Origin of the sequence: Chryseolinea sp. T2 (assembly GCF_037203685.1) — a bacterium.
GTDB lineage: Bacteria > Bacteroidota > Bacteroidia > Cytophagales > Cyclobacteriaceae > Chryseolinea.
Genome location: NZ_JBBCAU010000003.1, coordinates 786,565 through 809,496, shown reverse-complemented (window position 1 = coordinate 809,496; position 22,932 = coordinate 786,565). Strand labels below are relative to the sequence as shown.

At 46.7% G+C, this 22,932-nt stretch carries 26 protein-coding genes; 14 read left to right on the top strand and 12 right to left on the bottom strand.

From position 1 onward, the window contains the following. Positions 1-2: 2 nt before the first annotated feature. The 4 genes from WBG78_RS13265 to WBG78_RS13250 are packed head-to-tail and all read right to left on the bottom strand — an operon-like array spanning position 3 to position 2,468. Positions 3-239 carry a CcmD family protein gene (locus WBG78_RS13265; RefSeq protein ID WP_337326907.1) on the bottom strand — a complete coding sequence of 79 codons (237 nt, stop codon included), beginning with the start codon at positions 237-239 and terminating at the stop codon, positions 3-5. Then, entirely contained in the window at positions 223-900 is a 678-nt protein-coding gene (ccsA, locus tag WBG78_RS13260; protein ID WP_337326906.1) for a cytochrome c biogenesis protein CcsA, read from the bottom strand. The genes WBG78_RS13265 and ccsA overlap by 17 nt, the downstream gene beginning before the upstream one ends. 52 nt (positions 901-952) lie before the next feature. Beyond that, entirely contained in the window at positions 953-1,609 is a 657-nt protein-coding gene (locus tag WBG78_RS13255) for a heme exporter protein CcmB (RefSeq protein WP_337326905.1), read from the bottom strand. Then, complete coding sequence (locus WBG78_RS13250) at positions 1,599-2,468, bottom strand: Wzz/FepE/Etk N-terminal domain-containing protein (RefSeq protein ID WP_337326904.1); 870 nt, start codon at positions 2,466-2,468, stop codon at positions 1,599-1,601. The genes WBG78_RS13255 and WBG78_RS13250 overlap by 11 nt, the downstream gene beginning before the upstream one ends. Positions 2,469-2,543: 75 nt before the next feature. Between WBG78_RS13250 and WBG78_RS13245 the strand changes: the two genes are divergently transcribed. The 9 genes from WBG78_RS13245 (at position 2,544) to rfbD (ending at position 11,025) form a co-directional block, all read left to right on the top strand. Next, a complete protein-coding gene (locus tag WBG78_RS13245; RefSeq protein WP_337326903.1) occupies positions 2,544-3,566 on the top strand; it encodes an NAD-dependent epimerase in 1,023 nt (340 codons plus the stop codon). Positions 3,567-3,569: 3 nt separating this feature from the next. After that, positions 3,570-4,820, top strand: coding sequence for a nucleotide sugar dehydrogenase (locus tag WBG78_RS13240; protein WP_337326902.1), 1,251 nt, complete (start codon positions 3,570-3,572; stop codon positions 4,818-4,820). A gap of 14 nt (positions 4,821-4,834) precedes the next feature. Further along, positions 4,835-5,854 carry a UDP-glucose 4-epimerase GalE gene (galE, locus tag WBG78_RS13235; protein WP_337326901.1) on the top strand — a complete coding sequence of 340 codons (1,020 nt, stop codon included), beginning with the start codon at positions 4,835-4,837 and terminating at the stop codon, positions 5,852-5,854. Positions 5,855-5,929: 75 nt separating this feature from the next. Continuing rightward, entirely contained in the window at positions 5,930-7,054 is a 1,125-nt protein-coding gene (locus tag WBG78_RS13230; protein ID WP_337326900.1) for a DegT/DnrJ/EryC1/StrS family aminotransferase, read from the top strand. Between the two features lie 9 nt (positions 7,055-7,063). Next, positions 7,064-7,651 carry an acyltransferase gene (locus WBG78_RS13225; protein ID WP_337326899.1) on the top strand — a complete coding sequence of 196 codons (588 nt, stop codon included), beginning with the start codon at positions 7,064-7,066 and terminating at the stop codon, positions 7,649-7,651. 13 nt (positions 7,652-7,664) lie between these two features. Further along, complete coding sequence (locus WBG78_RS13220) at positions 7,665-8,573, top strand: Gfo/Idh/MocA family protein (RefSeq protein ID WP_337326898.1); 909 nt, start codon at positions 7,665-7,667, stop codon at positions 8,571-8,573. A gap of 152 nt (positions 8,574-8,725) precedes the next feature. After that, positions 8,726-9,610, top strand: coding sequence for a glucose-1-phosphate thymidylyltransferase RfbA (gene rfbA / locus WBG78_RS13215; RefSeq protein WP_337326897.1), 885 nt, complete (start codon positions 8,726-8,728; stop codon positions 9,608-9,610). Further along, entirely contained in the window at positions 9,607-10,155 is a 549-nt protein-coding gene (rfbC, locus tag WBG78_RS13210) for a dTDP-4-dehydrorhamnose 3,5-epimerase (RefSeq protein WP_337326896.1), read from the top strand. The genes rfbA and rfbC overlap by 4 nt, the downstream gene beginning before the upstream one ends. Before the next feature lie 3 nt (positions 10,156-10,158). Then, on the top strand, positions 10,159-11,025 hold the full coding sequence (gene rfbD / locus WBG78_RS13205) for a dTDP-4-dehydrorhamnose reductase (protein ID WP_337326895.1): 867 nt from the start codon (positions 10,159-10,161) through the stop codon (positions 11,023-11,025). Between the two features lie 7 nt (positions 11,026-11,032). Here the strand turns inward: rfbD and WBG78_RS13200 are convergent, their stop codons facing one another. From WBG78_RS13200 to WBG78_RS13180, 5 genes are read right to left on the bottom strand one after another with little or no spacing between them, the layout of a single operon-like run. Then, on the bottom strand, positions 11,033-11,890 hold the full coding sequence (locus tag WBG78_RS13200; RefSeq protein WP_337326894.1) for a glycosyltransferase: 858 nt from the start codon (positions 11,888-11,890) through the stop codon (positions 11,033-11,035). 34 nt (positions 11,891-11,924) lie between these two features. Continuing rightward, the gene (locus WBG78_RS13195) at positions 11,925-12,728 is read right to left on the bottom strand and encodes a glycosyltransferase (RefSeq protein WP_337326893.1); all 804 of its coding nucleotides are present in this window, start codon (positions 12,726-12,728) and stop codon (positions 11,925-11,927) included. Beyond that, a complete protein-coding gene (locus tag WBG78_RS13190) occupies positions 12,725-13,630 on the bottom strand; it encodes a glycosyltransferase family 2 protein (RefSeq protein WP_337326892.1) in 906 nt (301 codons plus the stop codon). Before WBG78_RS13190 ends, WBG78_RS13195 begins: the two co-directional genes overlap by 4 nt. A gap of 12 nt (positions 13,631-13,642) precedes the next feature. Beyond that, positions 13,643-14,308: a class I SAM-dependent methyltransferase gene (locus WBG78_RS13185; RefSeq protein ID WP_337326891.1), complete on the bottom strand. Its 666-nt coding sequence runs from the start codon at positions 14,306-14,308 to the stop codon at positions 13,643-13,645. A 28-nt stretch (positions 14,309-14,336) separates the two neighbouring features. Next, complete coding sequence (locus WBG78_RS13180; protein WP_337326890.1) at positions 14,337-15,605, bottom strand: oligosaccharide flippase family protein; 1,269 nt, start codon at positions 15,603-15,605, stop codon at positions 14,337-14,339. Positions 15,606-15,828: 223 nt separating this feature from the next. Here WBG78_RS13180 and WBG78_RS13175 point away from each other — a divergent pair, with 223 nt between their 5' ends. From WBG78_RS13175 to WBG78_RS13155, 5 genes are all read left to right on the top strand, one after another. Next, positions 15,829-17,031 (top strand): hypothetical protein, encoded by a 1,203-nt coding sequence (locus WBG78_RS13175; RefSeq protein ID WP_337326889.1) that lies wholly within the window; start codon positions 15,829-15,831, stop codon positions 17,029-17,031. Then, positions 17,028-17,747: a glycosyltransferase family 2 protein gene (locus WBG78_RS13170; protein WP_337326888.1), complete on the top strand. Its 720-nt coding sequence runs from the start codon at positions 17,028-17,030 to the stop codon at positions 17,745-17,747. Before WBG78_RS13175 ends, WBG78_RS13170 begins: the two co-directional genes overlap by 4 nt. Further along, positions 17,744-18,976 carry an O-antigen ligase family protein gene (locus tag WBG78_RS13165; protein ID WP_337326887.1) on the top strand — a complete coding sequence of 411 codons (1,233 nt, stop codon included), beginning with the start codon at positions 17,744-17,746 and terminating at the stop codon, positions 18,974-18,976. Before WBG78_RS13170 ends, WBG78_RS13165 begins: the two co-directional genes overlap by 4 nt. 4 nt (positions 18,977-18,980) lie before the next feature. Continuing rightward, on the top strand, positions 18,981-19,802 hold the full coding sequence (locus tag WBG78_RS13160; RefSeq protein WP_337326886.1) for a glycosyltransferase family 2 protein: 822 nt from the start codon (positions 18,981-18,983) through the stop codon (positions 19,800-19,802). 82 nt (positions 19,803-19,884) lie between these two features. Further along, positions 19,885-20,937 carry a glycosyltransferase family 4 protein gene (locus WBG78_RS13155; protein ID WP_337326885.1) on the top strand — a complete coding sequence of 351 codons (1,053 nt, stop codon included), beginning with the start codon at positions 19,885-19,887 and terminating at the stop codon, positions 20,935-20,937. A 63-nt stretch (positions 20,938-21,000) separates the two neighbouring features. Here the strand turns inward: WBG78_RS13155 and WBG78_RS13150 are convergent, their stop codons facing one another. The 3 genes from WBG78_RS13150 to WBG78_RS13140 all read right to left on the bottom strand — a co-directional run bounded on the left by WBG78_RS13150 (position 21,001) and on the right by WBG78_RS13140 (position 22,863). Next, positions 21,001-21,474 carry a hypothetical protein gene (locus WBG78_RS13150; RefSeq protein WP_337326884.1) on the bottom strand — a complete coding sequence of 158 codons (474 nt, stop codon included), beginning with the start codon at positions 21,472-21,474 and terminating at the stop codon, positions 21,001-21,003. A 112-nt stretch (positions 21,475-21,586) separates the two neighbouring features. After that, positions 21,587-21,850: a YciI family protein gene (locus WBG78_RS13145; protein ID WP_337326883.1), complete on the bottom strand. Its 264-nt coding sequence runs from the start codon at positions 21,848-21,850 to the stop codon at positions 21,587-21,589. Between the two features lie 107 nt (positions 21,851-21,957). Further along, entirely contained in the window at positions 21,958-22,863 is a 906-nt protein-coding gene (locus WBG78_RS13140) for a carbohydrate-binding family 9-like protein (protein ID WP_337326882.1), read from the bottom strand. Positions 22,864-22,932 lie beyond the last annotated feature (69 nt).

Below are 22,932 nucleotides of genomic sequence, written 5' to 3'. Positions count from 1 at the left end.
GGTTATTTGGTTTTGGAACCCTTTTCAAGGTTTTTTTCGATGCGGGTAACTTTTTTGTCCAGTGAAAACAAATAGGTAAAGAGACCGGCGATGATAACGAGGATCACGCCAACCACTACATAGATTTTTCCATTGGAACGCATCGCATCAGCCATTTCAACAGATTCCTGTGCCTGTGAGGCAAACGACGCGCACGTGAGGGTGATAATTGAGAAAAGATATTTAAGCTTGCTTTGCATAGTCTAATTCTGCCGTTTTTTCTTCAATCGTCATGATCCGGATGCGTATTGTAGAAACCCAGTAGCCCACCAGAAACCATCCGATTACCGCCGGGTAGAATACAAGGCGCATCTTGCTGTCCAGATCGTACACGTTAAAGCCGGGATTTCCCCCACTTCCGGGGTGCAGCGAACTTGAAAGTCGTGGAAGTATGAATAGAAGCGGAATCATTGCCGCATAGGCGAAGATATTGTACACGGCGCTCAGGCGTCCCCGCTGTTCCTGATTGTCGACCGAACCCCTCAGAACGAAGTAGGCAAGGTAGACAAGCGTGGTAATTGCCGCGCCATTGAGCTTAGGGTCTCCCGTCCAAAAGGCACCCCATGCAAACTTGGCCCAGAGCATCCCGGTCAGTAATCCTAGTAAACCAAAGACAAGTCCCGAAGTTGCAAAAGCAACAACCTTGTGATCGGTTTGAATTGTCGGTTTGCGAAGGTATGAAATAGAGTAATAGAGTGAAATCGTATACAAACCGGTCATTCCGAACCACATAGGAACGTGGAAATAGAGGTTTCTGATCGTTTCGTTGAGAATGTTCAGACGCGGAACACCGATGAGAAGTCCGCCAATGTGGACATAAACGATAAGGACAACAGTCAGAATTTTTAACCAGGGTTTCATTAACGTCGGTCCGGTTTTACGAAGGCCGGCTTGCAGCCTACCAGCCAGGTTTTTAACTGCGCCAAATATACGGGAAGAGTATGTAAGCGAGGGCCGTTAGAATGCAATTTATTGCCAGCAGGTTAACGAGCTCATCATAGCTCGTGCTGCGCTCCAGCCCGTCTACTATGTTCTTGGTTGCGCGGATGGCCATCAGCAAAACCGCTATGAGTACCGGGAAACTCAACACCGCCATCAGTACATTGCTGTTATTGGTCTTCGCAGCGATGGCCGAGATAAGACTCAGTGACGCAGAAAAGCCGATGGAGGTTAGAAAAAGGGTAAGCAAAAACAGGGGAGTGTCCTTAACCGGGTTGCTTATGAAAAGTGAGAACAGTACAAATCCCACTACCGAAAGCAACAGACATAGTATAGTGTTGTAAATGATCTTCGAAAGGATCACGGTAGATGCACTGGCAACTGAGTAGTAGTAAATTGATAGCCCTTTCTTCTCACCAATAAAGCTCTTCGCCACACTGTTAATTACCGAGAACAGGATGGCCAGCCAGAACAATGCAGACCAGGTGGCTTCGTTTATGCTGCCTCTCCGAAGGCTGAACGTTAAGTAGCAAATAAAGATTATCGCGAACAGGTACAAACCAATTCCTGATACTACGGAACGCCGGCGCAGTTCTAAGGTGAATTCCTTACGGATAAGGCTAAGCAGCATTTTTTGTGTTCTTTTCCTCAGCCATACGAAGTATACGTCTGACTGATTTGAAGCCGATGAGAACGGACACTGCGATTAGTCCAAACATGCTGCCAGCTACCACCGATATGCTAAAGGAAGGTTTAACGTGATGTTTGAATGGACTAAATCCTTCAATTAGCTGAACACTGTTAATCAATTCCAGGTTGTTCTTTGTATCAATCTTTTTCTGCGTAAGTTCAATGATCTTGGAATTCACCGAAGTAGGGTCAAACATCACATTTCCTTTCGCTGAAGAGAAGAACTTACCATTCACGATCTCACCCTTGAATTGCTGCATATCAGAAAGTTCTTTTTCAACTGCCGCTAACATTTGTGTAAGAGACGCTTTCTGCTGTTGAACTCTAATCCGCACATACTCATTGTTCTCAAAATGATTAATCAAGCCTTCCTGAAGAGCGGGCAGTATTTTTTGATCATAAACCCTTACCGTAATCAGGTAACGGTCACTTTCCTTAAGGTCATTTCCTTCTGCGCGCGTGAGGTACTCAATCTGAAGCGAAGCAATCTGCTTCACGGTTTCAACCGGCATATTGAACTGCTTGGACAGCACATCATAGTCACCATCCCTAAGGTGTCCGTTCGCGTTGTCGAACAGGATTTTGGCATAGGATGTCGTCAGGATATTTGAGGCAATGATCATCTTGCTCTCATATTGCTTCTTGGTGGCCATGAAGTAAGCTACGCCTATGCCCGTGCCCACCACGAAAAAAATCACAATCAACCAGAAATTGTCACGAATAACGATTACGGACTTAAAGAATAAGTCGAGCAGGTCAATCTCATCACTGCCGCGACCCTGATCAGGCGTTTTTACCATGGTGACGGAAAATTAGAAAATATTACAAATCTGGCCTAATCTGTTAGTTTTGTGGGCTTAAATTGAGTCGATTACATGCATTCAAACTCGATATTAGTCACTGGCGCCGGCGGTTTTATTGGATTTCACCTCACCAAAAAACTTTCAGCGATGGGCTACAAGGTGGTGGGGTTAGATAACCTTAATGATTATTACGACGTCCGACTCAAGCAGAGCAGGCTGGAGGTTTTAAAGGATGTGCCAGGCTTTAGATTTCTTCAGGCGGATCTCACCGATGATAGCAGCATGAAGAAAATGTTCGAATCAGAAAAATTCGACTATGTTGTTAATCTTGCCGCGCAGGCGGGAGTTCGGTATTCGTTAACAAATCCACACGCCTACGTTCAAAGCAATTTGCACGGGTTCCTGAATATCCTGGAAGGGTGCCGGCACAACAAGGTAAAGCATCTCATTTACGCCTCGTCCAGTTCCGTCTATGGAGCGAATAAAAAAATGCCATTCTCGGTCCATCATAATGTGGACCATCCGCTGTCTCTCTATGCAGCGTCAAAAAAGTCAAATGAGCTAATGGCCCATACGTATTCGAGCTTGTACAACCTACCCACTACTGGCTTAAGATTTTTTACAGTATACGGGCCCTACGGGCGTCCTGATATGGCGTTGTTTATTTTTACTAAGGCAATTCTTGAAGGCAAGCCGATAGATGTATACAACAACGGTAAAATGATGCGCGATTTTACCTATGTCGATGACATTGTAGAAAGCATATCGCGCCTTGTTCCGAAGGTGGCCGCTCCGAATCCAGCCTGGGATGGTATGGCTCCGGATCCGGCAACAAGCTTCGCTCCTTATCGTGTGTTCAACATAGGAAATAGTAGTCCCGTGGAGCTAATGGCGTTTATCGAAGCCATCGAGCGTAAGCTTGGTAAGAAGGCCATTAAGAACCTGCTTCCAATTCAGGATGGTGACGTGCCTGCGACTTACGCCGACGTTAACGACCTAATCAGGGAAGTCGATTTTAAGCCGGCAACTCCTATTGAAGAAGGAATTGACAAATTTGTGGATTGGTACTTAACATACTACAACAACAGCAAGTAAAGGATGGAAAGGGTTGCAATTATTGGCCTGGGATACGTTGGGTTACCACTCGCCGTCGAGTTCGGAAAAGTTTTGAAAGTAATCGGATTCGATATCAACAAAGAGAGAATAGCCGAACTGAAAAAGTTTCATGACCGCACACGTGAAGTAGATGCCGGTGAATTAAAATCATCTACCCATCTTACATATAGCAGCGACGTTGCCGACCTCAAAGAGGCAAACTATTTCATCGTCACGGTCCCTACTCCAATCGATGAGTTTAAGAAGCCTGACCTTCGGCCCTTAGAGAGCGCAAGCAGAACGGTTGGCGGTGCGATAAAAAAGGGTGACATCGTAATTTATGAGTCAACGGTGTACCCGGGTTGTACTGAGGAGGTATGTGTGCCAATCCTTGAAAAGGTAAGTGGTCTTAAATTTAACCTCGATTTCTTCTGCGGATATTCGCCCGAAAGAATCAATCCTGGCGATAAGCTCCATCGCGTAACTACCATTAAGAAGGTTACCAGTGGAAGTACACCTGAGATAGCCGATAAAGTCGACGGCTTATACAAGACGATCATTCAGGCCGGAACGCATAAAGCATCATCAATTAAAGTCGCTGAAGCAGCGAAGGTGATTGAAAACTCTCAGCGCGACGTGAACATTGCCTTTGTTAACGAGCTTGCCTTAATATTTGAACGAATTGGCATCGACACAGGTGAGGTTTTGGAAGCCGCAGGTACAAAATGGAACTTTCTTCCATTTAAGCCAGGGCTCGTAGGTGGACATTGCATTGGAGTCGATCCTTATTATCTGACGCATAAGGCCGAAAGTCTCGGCTATCATTCTGAGGTGATCCTCTCTGGTCGCCGTATTAATGATAATATGGGCATTCACATAGCCAGCAAAGTAGTAAAGCTGATGGCTCAGCATGACCTGCCAATTCACAATGCCAATGTGCTCGTTCTGGGTATTACGTTTAAAGAGAACTGCCCCGACATTCGAAATAGCCGTGTGGTTGACATCATTCGCGAACTTGAAAGCTTCGGTATTCAGGTGGATATTTATGATCCGCTGGCCGACGCCTCAGAAGTACAGCATGAATATGGAATGCCGCTCGTGAAAACGCCCTCAAAGAAATATGACGGCATCGTGATGGCAGTTGCTCACCAGGAATTTACAGGCCTGGACTGGAACATCATAAGCCACGAAAAGACGGTCGTTTACGATGTGAAAGGTGTGCTTGACAAGGGACGCGTTACTGCAAGATTGTAATTCTAAATATCATTATGAAGAAAGTGCTAGTGACAGGCGGCGCTGGATACATCGGGGCCCACGCAGTTGTCGAACTTATTAATGCCGGCTATGAGCCCGTCGTAGTCGACGACTTGTCGAAAAGCGATCGAACGCTGCTCGAAGGAGTGGAGTCAATTACTTCGCGCAAGGTGCAATTCTTCCAGGGTGACTGCGGCGACACCAGCTTCCTGAAAGGAGTGTTTGAATGGGCCGGCCCCTTTGCCGCAGTAATGCACTTTGCCGCCTATAAGTCAGTGGGCGAATCGGTTGAGCAACCGCTTGAATATTATCGCAACAACCTCGGATCCCTGGTTTCATTGATGAAGACAATGAAGGGATTCGGAGTTGCTAATCTGATCTTCTCTTCTTCCTGTACTGTATACGGGCAACCTGATGTTGTGCCTGTAAATGAGGAAACACCGTTCAAACGTGCAGAGTCACCTTATGGTGCAACGAAGCAGATGTGTGAACGAATCCTGGAGGATGCTTACCTCACAGGATATCGTGTTATCTCATTGCGCTACTTCAATCCGGTAGGAGCACATCCTTCAGCACAAATCGGAGAACTGCCAATCGGGCGTCCCAATAACCTTGTTCCGTTCATTACGCAAACCGCCGCTGGTATCCGGGAAAAACTAACGGTGTTTGGCAATGACTATGACACCCCGGATGGTAGCTGTGTGCGCGACTTCATACATGTCGTTGACCTCGCACAGGGACACGTTAAAGCCCTGGAGTACCTTCATAAATCCAGGTCCGAAAAGTTATTCGAGGTGTTCAATCTTGGAACCGGAGAAGGGGTTACTGTGCTGCAGCTTATTAACAAGTTTATTGAAACTACTGGTGTAAACGTTCCTTATGCTATTGGCCCACGTAGAAGTGGTGATGTAGAGAAAACATATGGCGACGTTTCAAAGGCCAACAATATCCTGCAATGGAAAACAAAATACTCCATTGAAGAATCCCTGCAGCACGCATGGAACTGGGAGAAAAAGCTCAGGGATATCAAGTAGAATAGTGAAACTATCCACGATTTGCTCCCGGCGTTCAATAAGTCGGACAGTAAGTGATCAAGATCAATGTCGGCGATGAAGATTCAGATGGTAGACTTAAATACGCAGTATCAGCGTATACGGGAGGAAATCAATACTGCCCTGCAGAACGTACTCGATACGGCGGGATTCATCCAGGGAAAACAAGTGGGTGAGTTTGCCAGAACCTTATCCGAATTTCTAAAGGTACGGTCAGTCATACCTTGTGCCAATGGCACCGACGCGCTTCAGATCGCCATGATGGCTTTAAACTTTAAACCCGGCGACGAAGTCATCGTTCCGGTACATACTTACGTGGCTACCGCGGAGGTTATGGCCTTACTTGGTTTGAAACCCGTTTTTGTCGACGTCTCCGATGATACTTTTAATCTCGATATCGCTGCTGTTGAGAATGTAATTACGGACAGAACAGTGGCTATTGTTCCTGTTCACCTTTATGGACAGTGTGCCGACATGGAACCTTTGCTGAAACTGGCCCGGAAGCATGAGTTGCATGTTATCGAAGATGCCGCGCAGGCGTTTGGATCAGTGTATACATTTTCTTCGGGTGATCGGGCACACGCGGGCACGATGGCCACCGTGGGAACGACTTCATTCTTTCCATCTAAGAATTTGGGCTGTTATGGCGACGGTGGAGCAATCTTCACGCAGGATGAAGCCCTCGGAGAACGCATGCGCATGATCGCGAATCATGGACAACGCGTGAAGTATCATCACGAAATCGTAGGTGTTAATAGTCGCCTCGATACCCTGCAGGCGGCAATCCTCCAGGTGAAATTCAAGTACGTTGAAGAGTACGAGGCAAAGCGCAATGCCGTTGCCGAAGTATACGATCAGTCTTTCGCGAACCATGCCGGTATCCGGATCCCGGGACGTGCGTCAAACTCAACGCATGTCTTTCATCAGTATACCATTCAGGTTTCGGCAGCAGATCGCGATGCTTTAAAAGAACACTTGCTCCGCCAGGAAATACCAACGATGATTTATTATCCTGTGCCGCTTCACCTTCAGAAGGCTTTCGCCCGCGAAGAGTATCCGGCGGGATCATTTCCGATTACCGAAAGACTTTCAAAAACTGTACTTTCACTACCGATCCACACGGAAATGACTGCGGAGCAACTCGAACACATTACAAAATCAGTTCTTGGCTACTTCCAATAGAATAGCTTAATGAAAGCACCAGAAACAGATTACTATGCACATCCTACTGCCGTCATAGACGAGGGTTGCAGCATTGGAGCAGGTACAAAGATCTGGCACTTTTCGCATATCATGCCCAATTGCCGCATTGGCCAGAAGTGTAACATCGGACAAAACGTTGTAGTGTCTCCGGAAGTGGTGCTTGGCAACAATGTGAAGGTTCAAAACAATGTCTCCATCTATACAGGTGTAACCTGCGAGGATGATGTATTCCTTGGGCCATCTATGGTTTTTACAAACGTGACTAATCCTCGCAGTGCAATTAATCGCCGCGATCAATATGCAAAAACCGTCGTTGGAAAAGGTGCTACAATAGGTGCTAACGCAACCATCGTCTGTGGGCATGACATTGGCGCGTATGCATTTATTGGTGCTGGTGCAGTAGTTACGAAGCATGTCCCTAACTACGCATTGGTCCTCGGCAATCCTGCACGGCATGTCGGATGGATGAGTGAATTTGGACATAAATTGTTGTTCGATTCCGACGGCCTGGCTACATGCCCGGAGAGCGGACAACGTTACAGACTGGATAACGGCGTGGTTACACGCATTGGATGAGATCCCGATGACAATGAAGAAATTTGCTCTGATTGGCGCTGCCGGCTTCATCGCCCCCCGGCATCTCAAAGCGATAAAGGAAACGGGCGGCGACCTGGTCGCAGCTGTCGACAAGCACGATAACGTGGGAATTCTCGACTCCTATTTTCCCAACGCCGACTTCTTTACCGAGTTCGAGCGTTTCGATCGCCATCTCGACAAACTCAAACGTCGCGGAGACAAGGTTGATTATATCTCAATCTGCTCACCTAACTACCTCCACGACTCGCATATCAGATTCACACTGCGCGCAGGAGCTGAAGCCATTTGTGAGAAGCCACTAGTACTTAATCCCTGGAACCTCGATGCAATCGAAGAGATTGAAAAGGAAACGGGCCGTAAGGTTAATACCATTCTCCAGCTTCGTCTGCATCCCAGCATCATCGCCCTTCGCGAAAAGGTGAAAGCATCAGATCCGAATAAGGTCTATGATGTAAAGCTGCATTATATGACATCCAGGGGGCACTGGTATCAGTCGAGCTGGAAGGGCGACATGGCTAAGGCAGGTGGCATTGCCACTAATATCGGAATCCACTTCTTTGACATGCTGCTATGGATTTTTGGCGGACTTGAATCGGTTGAAGTGACAGAATACAGCGCCGACCATGCTTCGGGTAAACTAAAACTCAAGCAGGCCAACGTTGACTGGTTCCTCAGTATTAATTACGATCATTTGCCAGCTGATGTGAAAGCTGCAGGCAAACGAACCTTCAGGACATTGACTATGGAAGGCACTGAAATCGAATTCAGCGACGGGTTCACAGACCTCCATACCAAAAGCTACGCGGAGATATTAAAAGGTAATGGCTTCGGAATTGCAGAGGCGCGGCCATCACTGGAACTCGTGTATGCCATACGGCAGCAGGCGGGAGCCCGCCCTTGAAATCGGTCAGATCGACAACTGACAGGGACGAGTTACCGTAAACTCGCCATTCAAAATTAGGTGTTTGACGCGCGGTAGCCTTATTTTGCGCTTTTGTTTGTAACGGCATTTTTTGCGGGTTAATCCGCCATCGAACGATAAATTGACTGCTAATGAAAGGAATTATTCTGGCCGGCGGCTCCGGCACACGCTTGTATCCGGCTACTAAGGCCATATCAAAACAGCTCCTCCCAGTGTACGACAAACCGATGATCTATTATCCATTGTCGGTTTTGATGTTGGCCAATATCAAAGAGATTCTCATCATCTCCACACCAGGCGACACGCAGCTTTTCAAGAACCTGCTCGGCGACGGAAAGCAATTTGGGCTGACGCTGCATTATAAAGTTCAGCCTTCGCCCGACGGACTCGCTCAGGCCTTTCTGATAGGAGAGGAGTTTATCGGCGGCGACCCCTGCGCTCTCATTCTCGGCGACAACATATTTTACGGATACAACTTCTCTTCACTTCTTGAAGAATCGACACGACTAGCCAAGGGTGCTACCGTGTTTGGATACTACGTAAGTGATCCCGAGCGATACGGCGTCGTTGAATTCGACGACAAGGGTCAAGCCGTTTCTTTGGAAGAAAAACCGACTGAGCCCAAATCCAACTATGCTGTTACCGGCCTTTATTTCTACGACAAAACGGTAGTAGAAAAGGCCAAGCAAGTGAAGCCCTCTCCCCGCGGTGAGCTTGAGATTACCGATCTCAATAAGATGTACCTCGAAGAGGGCACTTTGAATGTAAAACTGATGGGTAGAGGTATGGCCTGGCTCGACACAGGTACTCATCAATCACTCTTGAGCGCATCCAACTTTGTTGAATCTATTGAAGAAAGACAAGGACTGAAAATTGCCTGCCTTGAAGAGATTGCTTTCAGAAAAGGCTATATCACCAAAGAGCAGGTAAAGGAACTCGCCAAACCACTGGCAAAGAACGGATACGGACAATACTTGCTGAAGATCATCAGTGAGAAAAACGTTGCACGCATATGAAGCTAATTGAAACTGGGTTCCGTGGGCTTGCCGCACTGGAGCCGAAAGTGTTCGGCGACGCACGTGGATACTTCATGGAATCGTACAATGCCCGTGTGCTCACTGACCTGGGCCTCGAAGCAAACTTCGTTCAGGATAACCAATCCTTTTCAACGCAAGGCGTGGTACGCGGACTTCATTATCAGAATGCCCCTTACGCGCAGACCAAACTTGTTCGTGTCCTTCAGGGAAAAATACTGGATGTCGTTGTAGACCTTCGCCGCGCCGAGCCAACGTTCGGGAAGTGGTTCTCGGTAGAGCTATCTTCTGAAAACAAAAAGCAGCTTTATGTTCCCAAAGGCTTCGCTCATGGCTTCGCAGTCCTTTCCGACACTGCCGAAATTCTGTATAAGTGTGATGCTTATTATAACAAAGAATCCGAAGGAGGCTTATACTTTAACGACCCAGCCTTGAAAATTGACTGGCAGATTTCTCCGGACGCAGCAGTGCTGTCGGACAAAGACCGGGTCAATCCTATGTTAATCAATGCAGTCCATAATTTCTAATAAGTGAAAATACTAGTAACCGGGGCTAACGGGCAACTTGGCAGTGAACTTCGCGAACTTTCGTCAAGTCGCACGTCCGATCAATTTACTTTCGTGGACATCGCAGAAATGGATCTGGCCAGTGATCAGGCGATGCACGACTTCTTTGACGGAAAGCAGTTTGACTTCGTGATAAACTGTGCCGCCTATACAGCCGTTGATAAAGCTGAGGAAGACAGCGCACTGGCTTATCGCATCAACGCAGGTTCTGTAAAAACATTGGCCGGGATATGTAAGAAGAAGGCAATTCGATTGATTCACATCTCAACTGATTATGTATTTGACGGGGAAGGCAACCTGCCTATCAGCGAAGACGCAGTACCCAGACCGTTGTCGGTATACGGCAAATCGAAGTTGGAGGGTGAGCGACATGTTCTGGATATGCTTGATAACGCCTATGTGATCCGGACAGCCTGGGTCTACTCTACCTTCGGAAAGAACTTTGTAAAGACTATTGCTAAGCTGGCAAAAGAGCGCGAATCTCTGAATGTAGTGAGCGATCAGGTGGGATCACCCACCTATGCACGCAACCTGGCCGCAGTAGTCCTCAGCATTGTTGATAAAGTGCATGCCAAAGAAGTTGATATTCCCGGTGTCTATCACTTTTCAGACGAAGGCGTGATATCCTGGTACGACTTTGCATGGTTTATTGCACAGACAACTGGTGCCAGGTGTAGGATCAATGCCATACCATCAGAAGAATATCCAACACCTGCAGTAAGGCCTCGTTTTTCAGTTCTGGATAAAAGGAAAATAAAGAAGAACTTCGGAATATCGCCGCCGTATTGGTACGATAGCCTTAAGGAATGTCTTAGCAAACTTGATCACTAAGTATTTTTCAATCCTGGCAAGGACCTAAGTTGTTGCTTCGGTAGTCTCGCCATGCCTTAAAAAAATATTTAATACGAAGTCCTTTTCTCGATTCGAAAATCAACTTCGCGAACTCCTTCATCAATTGCTTTCTGAAAAATTTCCCATAGTCGGGAAACTGTGCCTGATAAAGCCTGGATACATAAAAGCCGTTTCGCACAAAATAGTAAAAGCGGAGGGGCGAGTGCGATGAGAAGGAAATGTCACGCGACAGCACTCGGCCGCCGATAACATTCCCGGGCCGATGCGCGATGAACACCGAATTGTCCTGAACAATCGAATAGCCATGGGAACGAAGGCGCAAGCAGTATTCGTGATCCACGTGGTCGATGAACAGCTCATCCATAAATGGTCCTGCTTTTTTGTAAGCGTCCAGGCGCAGAATATTCCCCGATGTCATAGTGAATGCAACGGTCTCGAATGCTTTACCGCTTGTATTGTTTGGTTGTGTATATAGTGGCGCTATGATAGCAGCACTGGTGTGGGTTTGAAATCCCGTTGCCAACCTGGAGACAAAGTCAAACGTCAAAGCCGTATCCTGATCCATGGTGAGCAAATAATTGTACGACCCTTGCGCAGCAGCAGCTCCTGCATTTAGGGCGCGGGCAATGCCAAGGTTGCCGCCGTTGTTCAGGTAAACTACATTTGGCAATGCGCGCAGTCGTTGAATCAGAGTCTCATTGTAGCGCGTTGAATTGTCGACAACAAACACCTTCGCTACCTGCCCTGCATACGATGAAACGTTTTCAAACACATCATCAGCCGGGTTATATAACACCACTGTAGCGGCAATGGTCGCGGGCGATATGGTATTTGTCAGTTCCACTATATACGGTCAGGTAATGTGTATTCAGCTGTTGTTACCGTCTGAGAAGAAAACGCAATGGCTTGGCTAGCAATCGTCCAATGCGATAGTCCAGCGAGTTTCTTAGAAGGTCGTATTCGAACGACTCGGCCGGATCGAGAAGAAACCGTTGATACAACGCGATATGATTTTCGTAAATCGAGTAACGCAGAGCTTTCAAATCTCCCGGAGTAAGCGAATGATTGCGTGAATTTTTAACAATGCGATAAGAAAACAACGGCTTTTGAATGGTATGCACGCGTCCCCCATCAGCGAGAAACGAAAGCCAGAAGTCCCAGTCCTCGAACCCTTTCCGCATGTTAACGTTATATCCGCCAGTTGCTACAAAATCTGTCTTTCGAAATAGCGCCGTCACCACCATTGTATTTCTGGCAAGAAGTGTTTGCAGGTTGTAAGGAGGCAGCGCCATGGTGCCTGTCTTGTGGCCGAACAGTTGCACTTTGGTGTTCACAACCTTGATAGACGGGTCGCCCTCGATTACCGACACCGTTTCAGCGAGATAACTGTCTGCAATCAAATCGTCGGCATCCAATGGTACAATATACTTGCCCCTTGAGAGCGCAACGGCCTGGTTACGCGCAGCTGACACACCTTTGTTCGCGGAAAATACAACGCTTACTTTGTCATGCTTAATGCCGCGCAGCACCTGTAAGGTGTGCTCATCTGTCGAGCCGTCGTCTACAATAATGCATTCCCAGTTTGTGTACCCCTGCTTGAACACTGATGCCAGTGTTTCAGGGAGGTACTTTCCCTTGTTATAGTTCGGAATGATGATAGAAACAAGAGGTTTGTCGCTCATGACTTGTCGTATTTAAAACTCATCAGTGCGTCGCGTTTAAACAGCCAATAGTCGGCATTTCCCTTTAACATCACCGCCAGCCGACACAACCACAATGCACAACGACGGTAAAGACGCCCGTACAACCGGCCCCGTGTCTTGCTCAAAAACAATAGGCGACTATGCTCGAACCACTCTATTTTCTTTCTGGATGCAGCCTGTGATGTCGACTTGCCGCAAAGGTGAATGATACGGGCATCAGGCACGATAACCTGATTGTAACCCGCCCGCCCAATGCGATGACACAACTCCGTTTCTTCAAAAAATAAAAAGAAGTCAAGGTCAAACGCACCGACCTGTGCAAGCACATCGCGCCGAACCAACATATCGGCACCGGTAATGTATTGTACAGGAAAAGGATCAGGACCGGCCACGTAACCTTCCATGGCGAGGTGATTATTATAATAAGCGGGGAATGCCTTCCTAAAGAAAAATTCAAAAAACAAACTAGTCACTGTCGGAAAGCGTCCGAATGAAATCTGTGGGGTTAAGTCATCGTTCAGCAAAGCACCGCCACATGCACCGACCTCCTGATGTTGGTGAAGGTAGTCGGCCAGGCATTTCACCGCATTGTTCGTGAGCACGGTGTCGGGATTCAAAAAGAAAATCAGGTCGCCCTGCGCAATTGCCAGCCCCTTGTTGTTCGCCGCGCCGAAGCCATCGTTTTGAGGATTGCTTAGGTATGTTACGGCGGGAAAATTTTCAAGCAGCATCGCCTGCACACCATCAGTCACGGAGTTATCCACCACAATGATCTCGAAGCCGGCACCTTCGGTATGCTGATAAACCGACACGAGGCATTGATGAAGAAAATCCCTTGAATTGTAGTTTACGATTATGATGCTTACAAGTGGAGGCTTCATCCAATGTATCCGCTACTTTTTACGCGCTACCAGAAAAAACTGTAAGGCCATGAACTCCTCAAACAACCCGAATGTAAGTTTGTTCTTCAGTCGCGTCATGCCGTCGTATGTTGTGAACTGGAAATTGGGGTAGGCGCCTTCCACTGTCAGTTCGGGCGTCGTCAACAGCTCGATCATATTTTTCTTACAAAAGAAACGGAGATGCGTCCGGTCAAACGTACCTGCATCGGTATAGCGAAAATCACCTTTAAAGTATATGGCCTTCAGCGCACTGCTTATTCGAATATTAGGAATGCTTGTGATTAACACGCCATCACGCTTCAGCCATTTCGCCATGCGGTTCACCACCGTCCACGGGTCGTGCAGATGTTCCAGCACGTCGCCGCAAAGAATTACATCGTAATAATTTTCCGGTTGCTTTGAACTTGCTTCGTCTTCGATGCTGGCCACATGAAACCGATCTATTATCGGATTAGTCTGATTGCTATTGGGTATTTCGAACAATTCCATACCCACCACCTCTGCCGCGATGCCGGATTTCTTGATGTGCACAAGGGTATCGCCACCACCCGCGCCTACTTCCAATAACTTGAGACCAGGCTTGCTAGGGATTAACTGAATTAAGTCAGTGCGAACATGACTGAAATACTGATTATTCTTTTCTTCGTATAAATCCATCTGCGGCGATTAATTGTATGACTAAAAACTATTGTGGTCGGTAATCGGGGTGGCTTACGCGCTGATAATATCTGATTCTAAAGATCAAAAATAAAGCAATCACGATAAATGATTCCGTCAAAATTATGCTGGCAATCGTACCAACAGCGCTGTAAGTACTGGTGAGTATAAAGTTCAGGGCGATGTTGAGGACAGCCGCTGACGTAAGCACGGACGAATATCCCTTCTTAAAGTTGTAAACCGTGAGGATCTGGAAGAACGGGATGTTCAATGCAATGATACATGGGATGACACTGACAAGCCGCAGGAAGAACACTGCTGTATCATCGGATTTGCCCGTAAAAAATTGAATGATCCAGGGCGCCAGCAGCGAGAGGGCAATCGAACCACATACTACAAGACCAAAGAACACCAGATAGCTCTTTTTGAAAAATGCCTTCACATTGTTGAACCCGCCGGTGGCAAGATTGCACAGATGTGGGTACACAACCTGTGAGTATGTTACCAGGACCTGCTTGATCATGGTCAGTATTTTCTCCACCACGCTATACTGACCAACCAGTACTTTGTCTGACGAAAGAAAGTTCAGGATAAGCAGATTTGAAAAGGTGTATAATATGCTGGAGATATTCGACACAAAAATCAAAAAGCCAGCCTTTAGTTCTTCGCCAAGGCCATGAAGATCCGGACGGACGAAACGAAGGCCGTAACGTTTTACCATCCAGTATAAGCCAATGACGGCGCCGCCTATCATGCCGGTGGCATTGATCAGATTGATGTAGATGTAGTCAGAAGTTTCGGATATGAAAATGAATAAGACTGCAGCGAACACGATCCGAAAGATGATGACGATATAGCTGAATAGTTTTACATCTTCGATTCCCTGATAAAACCATGTCGGCAACAACGTGTTGCCTACCACGATGGGGAAGCTCAATAGAAACAACGGCCACTCGCCTTTGAAGTCTGCCACCACAAACACAACGACCAGATAAATGATTAACGACGACGCCAACAGGAGCCCTTTGCACGCCAGTACCTTGCTGACATAACGGCTCAGGTACTCGCGGTCGTTACGGTACAGGGAAATATTTCTGGGGGCTGATAGATTAAATCCGTAGTCGGAGATGACAGAAAAAAACGACACAAGCGCCAGCGCAACATTAACTGATCCATATTCAGCCAGACCCACCGTCCGGATAATGTAGGGAGCTGTGATGATGGGTATAGCGAAGTTAACAGCCTGGAGCGATCCGAGCGACACCAGATTTTTGATCAGCGAATTCACCTTAACCATTCGTCAAAAGAAGCGTTATCCGGCGAGGCGTCGATTAAGGCGGCAGCCAATTTGTTTACATCTGTGAATTGAAATCGTTGCATATAGCCCACTCAGCTCGGCGGAGCAAAGGTAATCTATATTTTATTGCTATCGATTCTTAAGTTCGGCCGCCACTCTTTAGTTTTGTACAATCATGTCGATATTATCCGAAATTTAGAAGTCGGAAATTTAACTCTTAGTAATGCGCATCTCCGCCACCATTTCAACCACGATAATTCATCCGCTTTCGGTAAAGTTCCTCTTTGCCGTTATGTTGCTGGAGATCTTCCTGGGTGGCGGCGGAAGATTGATTGACGTCGGGCCGTTGAGCATACGAATGTATCTGTTCATCCTCGCCCTTATTATCAGTGTCGCAGAGATACTTAATCATCGAACGATATATACAACATTTGCCGGAATCTTGATTGCCGCAACAGTAATGTTCTTGTTCTCTTCAATAATCGGTAAACTGAACGGGGCCACCACGGCCACTGTACTTGCCGACATCAAGCCATTGCTGACTTTCTACGGTCTGATATTCTTTTATTTCATGATCAGAGACTTGAACGACGTGGACTTTGTTGTCAGGTTGCTCAAATTCTGTAGTATTACTTTAGCAATATTGTACGTTGGTGTATTTGTGCTGATTAATACCCATATTTTGCCGTTTGCCCTTTTTTACTCAAAGGTTACTGTTACCCAAGAGTTTTTCTTTCGCGGAGAGTTTGCATTTTTCTACAAGGGCTTTATTTACATGTGCTTCGGCGCAATTTTCTATGCCTGCGAAAAAAAGGCGCTCAAAGCACCATTCTTATTATTGGCTGTTGCAATAATCCTGACATTTACCAGAGGATTCTTTGTATCCATACTTTTGACATTTCTTTTCTACCATGTCTTTATAGTTCGCAATGCTTCTAAGCTTATTTTATTCCTGATTGCCACGATGGTTGCTGTCATGCTCCTGTGGGGATACTACTATCAGAAAAGCCTTGGGCGGTCAACATCAGACTCTGTGCGGGTAGAACAAGTACAGGAAGTTATTGAGCGAACAACTCCTTTATCGTCAATTATCGGGCATGGTTACGGCGTGGGCGTCCCGTCAAGGCCTGAGAGGATGGAAATCGTCTACCTCGAATTGTTTCACAAGCAGGGTATTTTTGGGCTACTCTTCTGGTTCGCGCTGGCCTTGGTTGTCTGGCAACTTTATAAAAGAGCCCTCACATATGGCAACAATTCTCTTGCCAATGCCTTTATGCTCTCCGTAGTTTTTGTGTATGTCGAATCTATTACCAATCCTTTTCTGACAAATCCCATTGGGCTAAATATGGTTCTCATAGCCATGGTATGTCTTAAGGTTTTGGGCGGTGCCCCCAGGGAAGTTCTACCTAGCCAGTCGAAGCAATGAAGAGTATATCCGTATGCATGGCTACATACAATGGTGAGCAGTATATCAAGGATCAGATAGATTCTATCCTGCCTCAGCTCGGAGCGTCCGATGAGTTAATAGTGTCGGATGATTCGTCGACCGATCGAACACTTGAAATTGTCGAGTCCTATGGGGATACGAGAATCCGCATTCTCAAAGGTCGGAAATTTGCCAGTCCGATCCTGAACTTTGAGAACGCTCTGAAACATGCTAAAGGCGACTACATTTTCCTTTCCGATCAGGACGACGTTTGGGGTCCGGGTCGTGTCAGCCAGATTCTCGATAAATTCATCGATCACGATCTGATCGTATGCGACTGCAAGATCGTAGATCAAAACCTGAACGTTCTGCAGCCATCCTATTTTTCGATCGTAAATGCTAAATCTGGATTTTTCAGAAATCTATTAAAGACAAGTCCATTTATTGGTTGCTGCATGGCATTCAACAGGAAAGTACTCTCACTGGCACTTCCCTTTCCTTCCGGAATTCCCATGCACGATTTTTGGATTGCCATGCTCGCTGAAGCAAGATTTAAGGTGTTGCTCTTTGACAAACCGCTGGTCCTTTACAGGCGGCATGGAGCCAATGCTTCATTTACGGGATCGGCCAGCAAATACTCACTCCTTAAGAAAATGCAATTTAGGATCGGACTCTTGTCTTCGCTAATTCCACGCCTATTGTTCAGCCGGGTATGACTATAGAGAAAGCAACAGAACCCCGCTCCTGGATGCCCGCCGCGTTTACCCTTGTTATTTGGGTCACCTATGACTTCACACGGTTTAACAATATTGCTGTATGGACGATGGGCATTTACTTCCTGATTCTCGGATGGCCATATCGGCGTTTTGATCTTCGGAAGGATTACCTTTACCTCCTGCCCGTTCTCTTGTTGACTTGTTACATCGTCGGAATGCTATGGGCATCAAGTGAGCGAATGGCATGGCAACAGGTTGAAAAGCGTCTGCCACTTCTCGTATTCCCTTTCATGTTCTTTGTTATCAGGGATACGTTGTCACCCTATCAGCTCCGGATGATCCTAATTGCATTCGTGATGGCTTGTATCATGATAATACTTTTCTGTCTCGGTCATGCCGTCGCCAATATCATTGAACACCAAAGCCTCCGCGTCGTCGAACTGCGCGAAAGACAGTACTTCTATTTTTCCTATTTGCCCCTTACACAACCTGCAGCCATCGATCCGATCTATTTAAGCATGTACATCAACTTTTCTATTGTCGTAGTCCTGGAGACAATGAAACGGCTGAAGTGGAAGGTGCCGTTGATAGTATTCCTCATAGTGGCCAATGTCCTCGTGGCATCAAAGATTGGATTGGGTGTGATGATGCTATTATTGTTTGTTTCTGTGCTCATTCGTCTGCGCAATCGTCTTTATGCGCTCATTGTATGTGCAATTATTGCGTTGGGAGCATTGTTATTCTTACAGAGAGCAACTTTTCTCCGCGACAGACTTTTTGTGGAAACAAAGTTTGATTTCCATTGGGACTACTCCGGGGCATGGAATAGCATTACCCAGCGACTGGCAATTTGGACCTGTGCGGCCGACGCGCTGAAAGAAAAATTTCCGCTTGGCTATGGCACTGCCGATGGTCAGCTGGCTTTGCACAAGGCCTACGTTGAGCACGGTTATATTCGGGGATTTGAAGATAACTACAATGCTCATAACGAATATCTCTATGCGGCGCTCGACCTCGGAATTTTCGGTATCGTAGCACTGCTGGTTCTGCTCGCTGTTCCGCTCGTCCGGAGTTGGTCAACCGGCAATTCGGTGTTTGCATATTTTATAGTAATTTGTGCGGCGTACTTTCTCGTGGAGGTTGTGTTGAGCAGAAGGGCCGGCGTCAATTTTTTTGGATTCATGTTCAGTGTGCTGGCTACGTTAAAACGCCCCAGTAAGAAAGACTAGTGTTATGCTTGATTTATCAATTTCGATTGTAGTATTCAAAAACAATCCTGATCATGTTCGCCAGGCAATCGAGAGTGCATTAGACAATACCATAAATCTAAAGATCTTTCTTGTCGACAATTCCCCAACAGACAGCCTTCGTGCGCTGGCTTCGTCCCCCAAAGTCGAATACTTGTTCAATGGTGCCAACTTAGGGTTCGGGAAAGCGCATAATCTGGTGATGCAAAAAGCCGTGGATACATCCAAGTATCACCTTGTACTCAATCCTGACGTTTATTTCGGAAAAGGAACACTCGACAAATTGTTTCATTTCATGGAGGCTAACCCAGACGTTGGTCACGTAATGCCGCAGATACTATATCCTGACGGTCGAATTCAACACCTATGTAAATTGCTACCCTCCCCAATCGACCTCGTTTTCCGCAGATTTTTCCCATGGATGCCTGGCGCCGCAAGCCGCAATGAGATCTACGAGCTACGTCCTACCGGATACAATAAAATCATGAATATTCCGTTCCTGTCCGGTTGTTTCATGTTTCTCCGATGCAGCGTCTTGAAGGAAGTCGGATTCTTCGAGGAGAAAATATTCATGTACGTCGAGGACGTCGATCTTAGTCGCCGTATTCATCTCCGTAAAAAGACCATTTTTTATCCTGAGGCGCAGATTAACCATTACTATCACAAGGGATCTTACAAGAATTTGAAGCTGATGTTTTTTGCCATACATGGCGCCTTTATTTACTTCAACAAGTGGGGTTGGTTTTTTGACAGACAACGGCAGGACATTAACAGGCGCGTCCTCAGTCAGTACCTTCCGGAACATTAGCGAATCCTGTTTCCACAAAGTTTGGAGCTTTGTTCTGGTCGAGCATCCCTGAATTCACTATTTTTGACCACTTTTGCGCAATATGGCCAAGGAGATCGCCGCTGCTATTACATCGTTTGTTATCGCTTTTTTGATCGTTCCTGTGATCATTAAGTACTCCCTCAGGAAGAACCTGGTGGACATTCCCGGCCGCCGTAAAATCCATAAAAAGGTCACTCCGTCTATGGGCGGAATTGCCATTTTCATTGGGTTCTTCGTTTCCTCCCTCATCTGGACCGATATCCAGGAGTGGGGATACATTAAGTTCATCCTCGTCGCCCTGTTCGTTATCTTCTTTATCGGCGTTCGCGACGATCTTGTTCCCTTGCGGGCGATGGTGAAACTTGTGGGGCAGGTGATGGCAGCATCACTGGTGATTTTTCTCTTTGACCTTCGAATCAGAACGTTCTATGGCCTCTTTGGTATCGAGGAGTTGCCGCTAGCCGCCAGCTACTTTATCACCTATCTCACCTTTATCGTTATTACAAACTCGTTTAATCTCATCGACGGCCTCGACGGATTGGCAGGCACTATCGCTATTGTCGCACTGCTCGCTTTTGGGATATGGTTCTTTTTGGTCGATCAGGAGATTTTCTCCATCCTGGCCTTCGCCATGATGGGTTCAATCTTCGCATTTCTCATCTTCAATTGGGAACCTTCCGAAGTCTTCATGGGGGACACGGGGGCCCTCGTTATCGGAATGATGCTGGCTATTCTGACCATTCATTTTATCAATGTGAATTACAGCCTGCCTGAAATGACTCCCTACAAGTTCAAAGGCTCTGTGGGCACGGCTGCCTGTATCATCATTATCCCTCTTGTAGATACACTGCGCATTGTAATTCTCCGGTTGTCCAAGGGCCAGTCGCCTTTCAAGCCGGACAAGAGCCACGTGCACCATGCAATTATGAGGCTGGGAATGACGCACAGCCAAACGACACTTATACTAGGCGCGGTTCAAATCTTTTACATCAGCCTTGCAATAGTGTTCAATAGTCTGGGAGACATATATATAGTCTCCGGCCTGCTGGTGCTCTCCTTCGTCCTGAGCGTGACCCTGGATCGGTTGATTTTAAATCGCCTTTCTTCCGAATAACCTCCTGGATAAAGCTAACTGATAATGGTTCCTGCTCATCATGCAAACGCATGAAAGGAGCATTTAGCTGCCAACGGCCTCGATACTGTCTTCAATCTTTCGTACAAATGGCCTTATGCTCTCAGGAATATTTGAGTCCATCTTGTCGATCAACCAAAATCGCTGCTCTCCATTTTCTTCCATTCCAAAATATACACCTCCCCAGTCACCGGCATCAGGTTGGCCAACCACCGATGAATTTATTTCAAGCAATTCATTTGGTACCTGGTTCATGAGGTCACGCACCTTCTCAAAATTGGAGTTGCTCATGAGCTCAAAATTCCCCTCGTAAGGAGTATCTGCAGGTGGGTATTTGTCATTCGTATTTTCGTACAGGGCATCTTCTGTGAGTTTGTAAATTTCAACACATTTTTCTCCCTGGCACTCTCCATAGAAGTGGCCGAAAAGTATATAGCGTGGAGCAGCAGTCTCCTGGTTGGTCACGTCATCCGACTGACAGGCCGAAGCAAGCAAAGCGAGAATAATTAACTTCTTCATAGATCGTTGTCTGTTGGACACACGATTGCATGAAAAAGTTGCAACGCTTCTTGAGGCATGCCTTGCAACCCTTGCTCACATGGACTGAACATCGAAGCGGCCTGAAGCTTAATCACTTCAGTAGCTCATTACCCCACTCCCTTATCGTATACGACTTCACTAACCCTTCAAGCATAAACGGATCCTCCTTCACAAATTCCTCAGCTGCAGCACGCGTTCTGAAGATGGCCATGTTGCCTCTGTCCGTAAACGGCCCAATTCCGATAACATCGCCGCGTTGAATAAACTTGTCCACGACAACTTTGTGACGGGGATACACCTCCATGATCTTCTCCATGGGAGCACCGGATGACTCACCAATTACTACTGACTTCATAAGATTTGATTAACAGTTGTTGTTTGACAATTTAGATGATTCCACGATGCTCAGCCTCGACCCAAACGGGTAAGTTTTAGTCCGATCTGGGTGTGCAGAGACGATATCTAAAATATCACATTAGTGAAGCACTCAGGGATATGAGAATCCCACGCTCCATGGGGGCTCCAAACCCATCCTCCTGAGTCAACCGAGCCGGGTGATTTGTCTTTGTAAGTATTGAACCGCGAGAAGTCCATCTTCCATACGTCGCCAGGCTTTGGTGGCAATGATCTCCCATCGCCCTTTGCCAGTATCTTCATCCCGGACCAGGGCAACGCAAGCTCTACTGTCCAGCCGCGATCGAGATCCTTGTTGTTGTTAATCGTGCCCTGAATGTCTACAGCGTGTTTGAGTCCTGGGAAGTCCCAGCTCCAGAAACCAACTCTCAGCCCGCGTGGGTGCGTTTTGTAGCCAACACCATTGAATGTCTTAGCGAGGGGATCCTTTTCATTGAACTCCGGCATTTTTGAGTAGCCACCCCGTTGGTAGGCATCGCGCCAGAAAAAAAGAACTTCGTAGATAGTGTTATAACCATTGATCTCAAATTCATAATAACCATCTTTTCCCGCGATAAACAACTCGACGTCATTGTTCTGATATATCGGTGCATCACGCTCCTTCAGAGTTGCTTCTACATTCGGCTCCTCAATCCAATAGGCCACGTAAAGATACTGGTCGTCCCACAAGACTGCCGCACGAGTATCAAGATGAGCCGGCGTTCCCTTTATAAGATCACTGAATGCCGTTGACTTAGTTGCATTCTGCCACGCCGCTTCATTCAGCTTTCCATCAATCACCAGGGGACTGGCAATACGTTCCGACTTATAACTCGGGATAGTCCATTGACTGCAGGGAAATTCATTCGATGACTGACTAAGTGATGAAGTCAATGTCTGTTGCCGATGATTATCAAATCCGAAAAGGAAAAGGCAGGATGTCAGCACCAGCAGACGAGAGCACAGAGAAATCATGCTGAATATTAACTGAATATCAGAAGATGGCGCTTAACAGATTACGTGGAACAACAATGCTTGCATGTG

Coding starts and splice junctions, on each gene's coding strand:
- WBG78_RS13265 (WP_337326907.1), bottom strand. CDS start 239: ATGCAAAGCAAGCTTAAATATCTTTTCTCAATTATCACCCTCACGTGC.
- ccsA (WP_337326906.1), bottom strand. CDS start 900: ATGAAACCCTGGTTAAAAATTCTGACTGTTGTCCTTATCGTTTATGTC.
- WBG78_RS13255 (WP_337326905.1), bottom strand. CDS start 1,609: ATGCTGCTTAGCCTTATCCGTAAGGAATTCACCTTAGAACTGCGCCGG.
- WBG78_RS13250 (WP_337326904.1), bottom strand. CDS start 2,468: ATGGTAAAAACGCCTGATCAGGGTCGCGGCAGTGATGAGATTGACCTG.
- WBG78_RS13245 (WP_337326903.1), top strand. CDS start 2,544: ATGCATTCAAACTCGATATTAGTCACTGGCGCCGGCGGTTTTATTGGA.
- WBG78_RS13240 (WP_337326902.1), top strand. CDS start 3,570: ATGGAAAGGGTTGCAATTATTGGCCTGGGATACGTTGGGTTACCACTC.
- galE (WP_337326901.1), top strand. CDS start 4,835: ATGAAGAAAGTGCTAGTGACAGGCGGCGCTGGATACATCGGGGCCCAC.
- WBG78_RS13230 (WP_337326900.1), top strand. CDS start 5,930: ATGAAGATTCAGATGGTAGACTTAAATACGCAGTATCAGCGTATACGG.
- WBG78_RS13225 (WP_337326899.1), top strand. CDS start 7,064: ATGAAAGCACCAGAAACAGATTACTATGCACATCCTACTGCCGTCATA.
- WBG78_RS13220 (WP_337326898.1), top strand. CDS start 7,665: ATGAAGAAATTTGCTCTGATTGGCGCTGCCGGCTTCATCGCCCCCCGG.
- rfbA (WP_337326897.1), top strand. CDS start 8,726: ATGAAAGGAATTATTCTGGCCGGCGGCTCCGGCACACGCTTGTATCCG.
- rfbC (WP_337326896.1), top strand. CDS start 9,607: ATGAAGCTAATTGAAACTGGGTTCCGTGGGCTTGCCGCACTGGAGCCG.
- WBG78_RS13195 (WP_337326893.1), bottom strand. CDS start 12,728: ATGAGCGACAAACCTCTTGTTTCTATCATCATTCCGAACTATAACAAG.
- WBG78_RS13190 (WP_337326892.1), bottom strand. CDS start 13,630: ATGAAGCCTCCACTTGTAAGCATCATAATCGTAAACTACAATTCAAGG.
- WBG78_RS13185 (WP_337326891.1), bottom strand. CDS start 14,308: ATGGATTTATACGAAGAAAAGAATAATCAGTATTTCAGTCATGTTCGC.
- WBG78_RS13180 (WP_337326890.1), bottom strand. CDS start 15,605: ATGGTTAAGGTGAATTCGCTGATCAAAAATCTGGTGTCGCTCGGATCG.
- WBG78_RS13175 (WP_337326889.1), top strand. CDS start 15,829: ATGCGCATCTCCGCCACCATTTCAACCACGATAATTCATCCGCTTTCG.
- WBG78_RS13170 (WP_337326888.1), top strand. CDS start 17,028: ATGAAGAGTATATCCGTATGCATGGCTACATACAATGGTGAGCAGTAT.
- WBG78_RS13165 (WP_337326887.1), top strand. CDS start 17,744: ATGACTATAGAGAAAGCAACAGAACCCCGCTCCTGGATGCCCGCCGCG.
- WBG78_RS13160 (WP_337326886.1), top strand. CDS start 18,981: ATGCTTGATTTATCAATTTCGATTGTAGTATTCAAAAACAATCCTGAT.
- WBG78_RS13155 (WP_337326885.1), top strand. CDS start 19,885: ATGGCCAAGGAGATCGCCGCTGCTATTACATCGTTTGTTATCGCTTTT.
- WBG78_RS13150 (WP_337326884.1), bottom strand. CDS start 21,474: ATGAAGAAGTTAATTATTCTCGCTTTGCTTGCTTCGGCCTGTCAGTCG.
- WBG78_RS13145 (WP_337326883.1), bottom strand. CDS start 21,850: ATGAAGTCAGTAGTAATTGGTGAGTCATCCGGTGCTCCCATGGAGAAG.
- WBG78_RS13140 (WP_337326882.1), bottom strand. CDS start 22,863: ATGATTTCTCTGTGCTCTCGTCTGCTGGTGCTGACATCCTGCCTTTTC.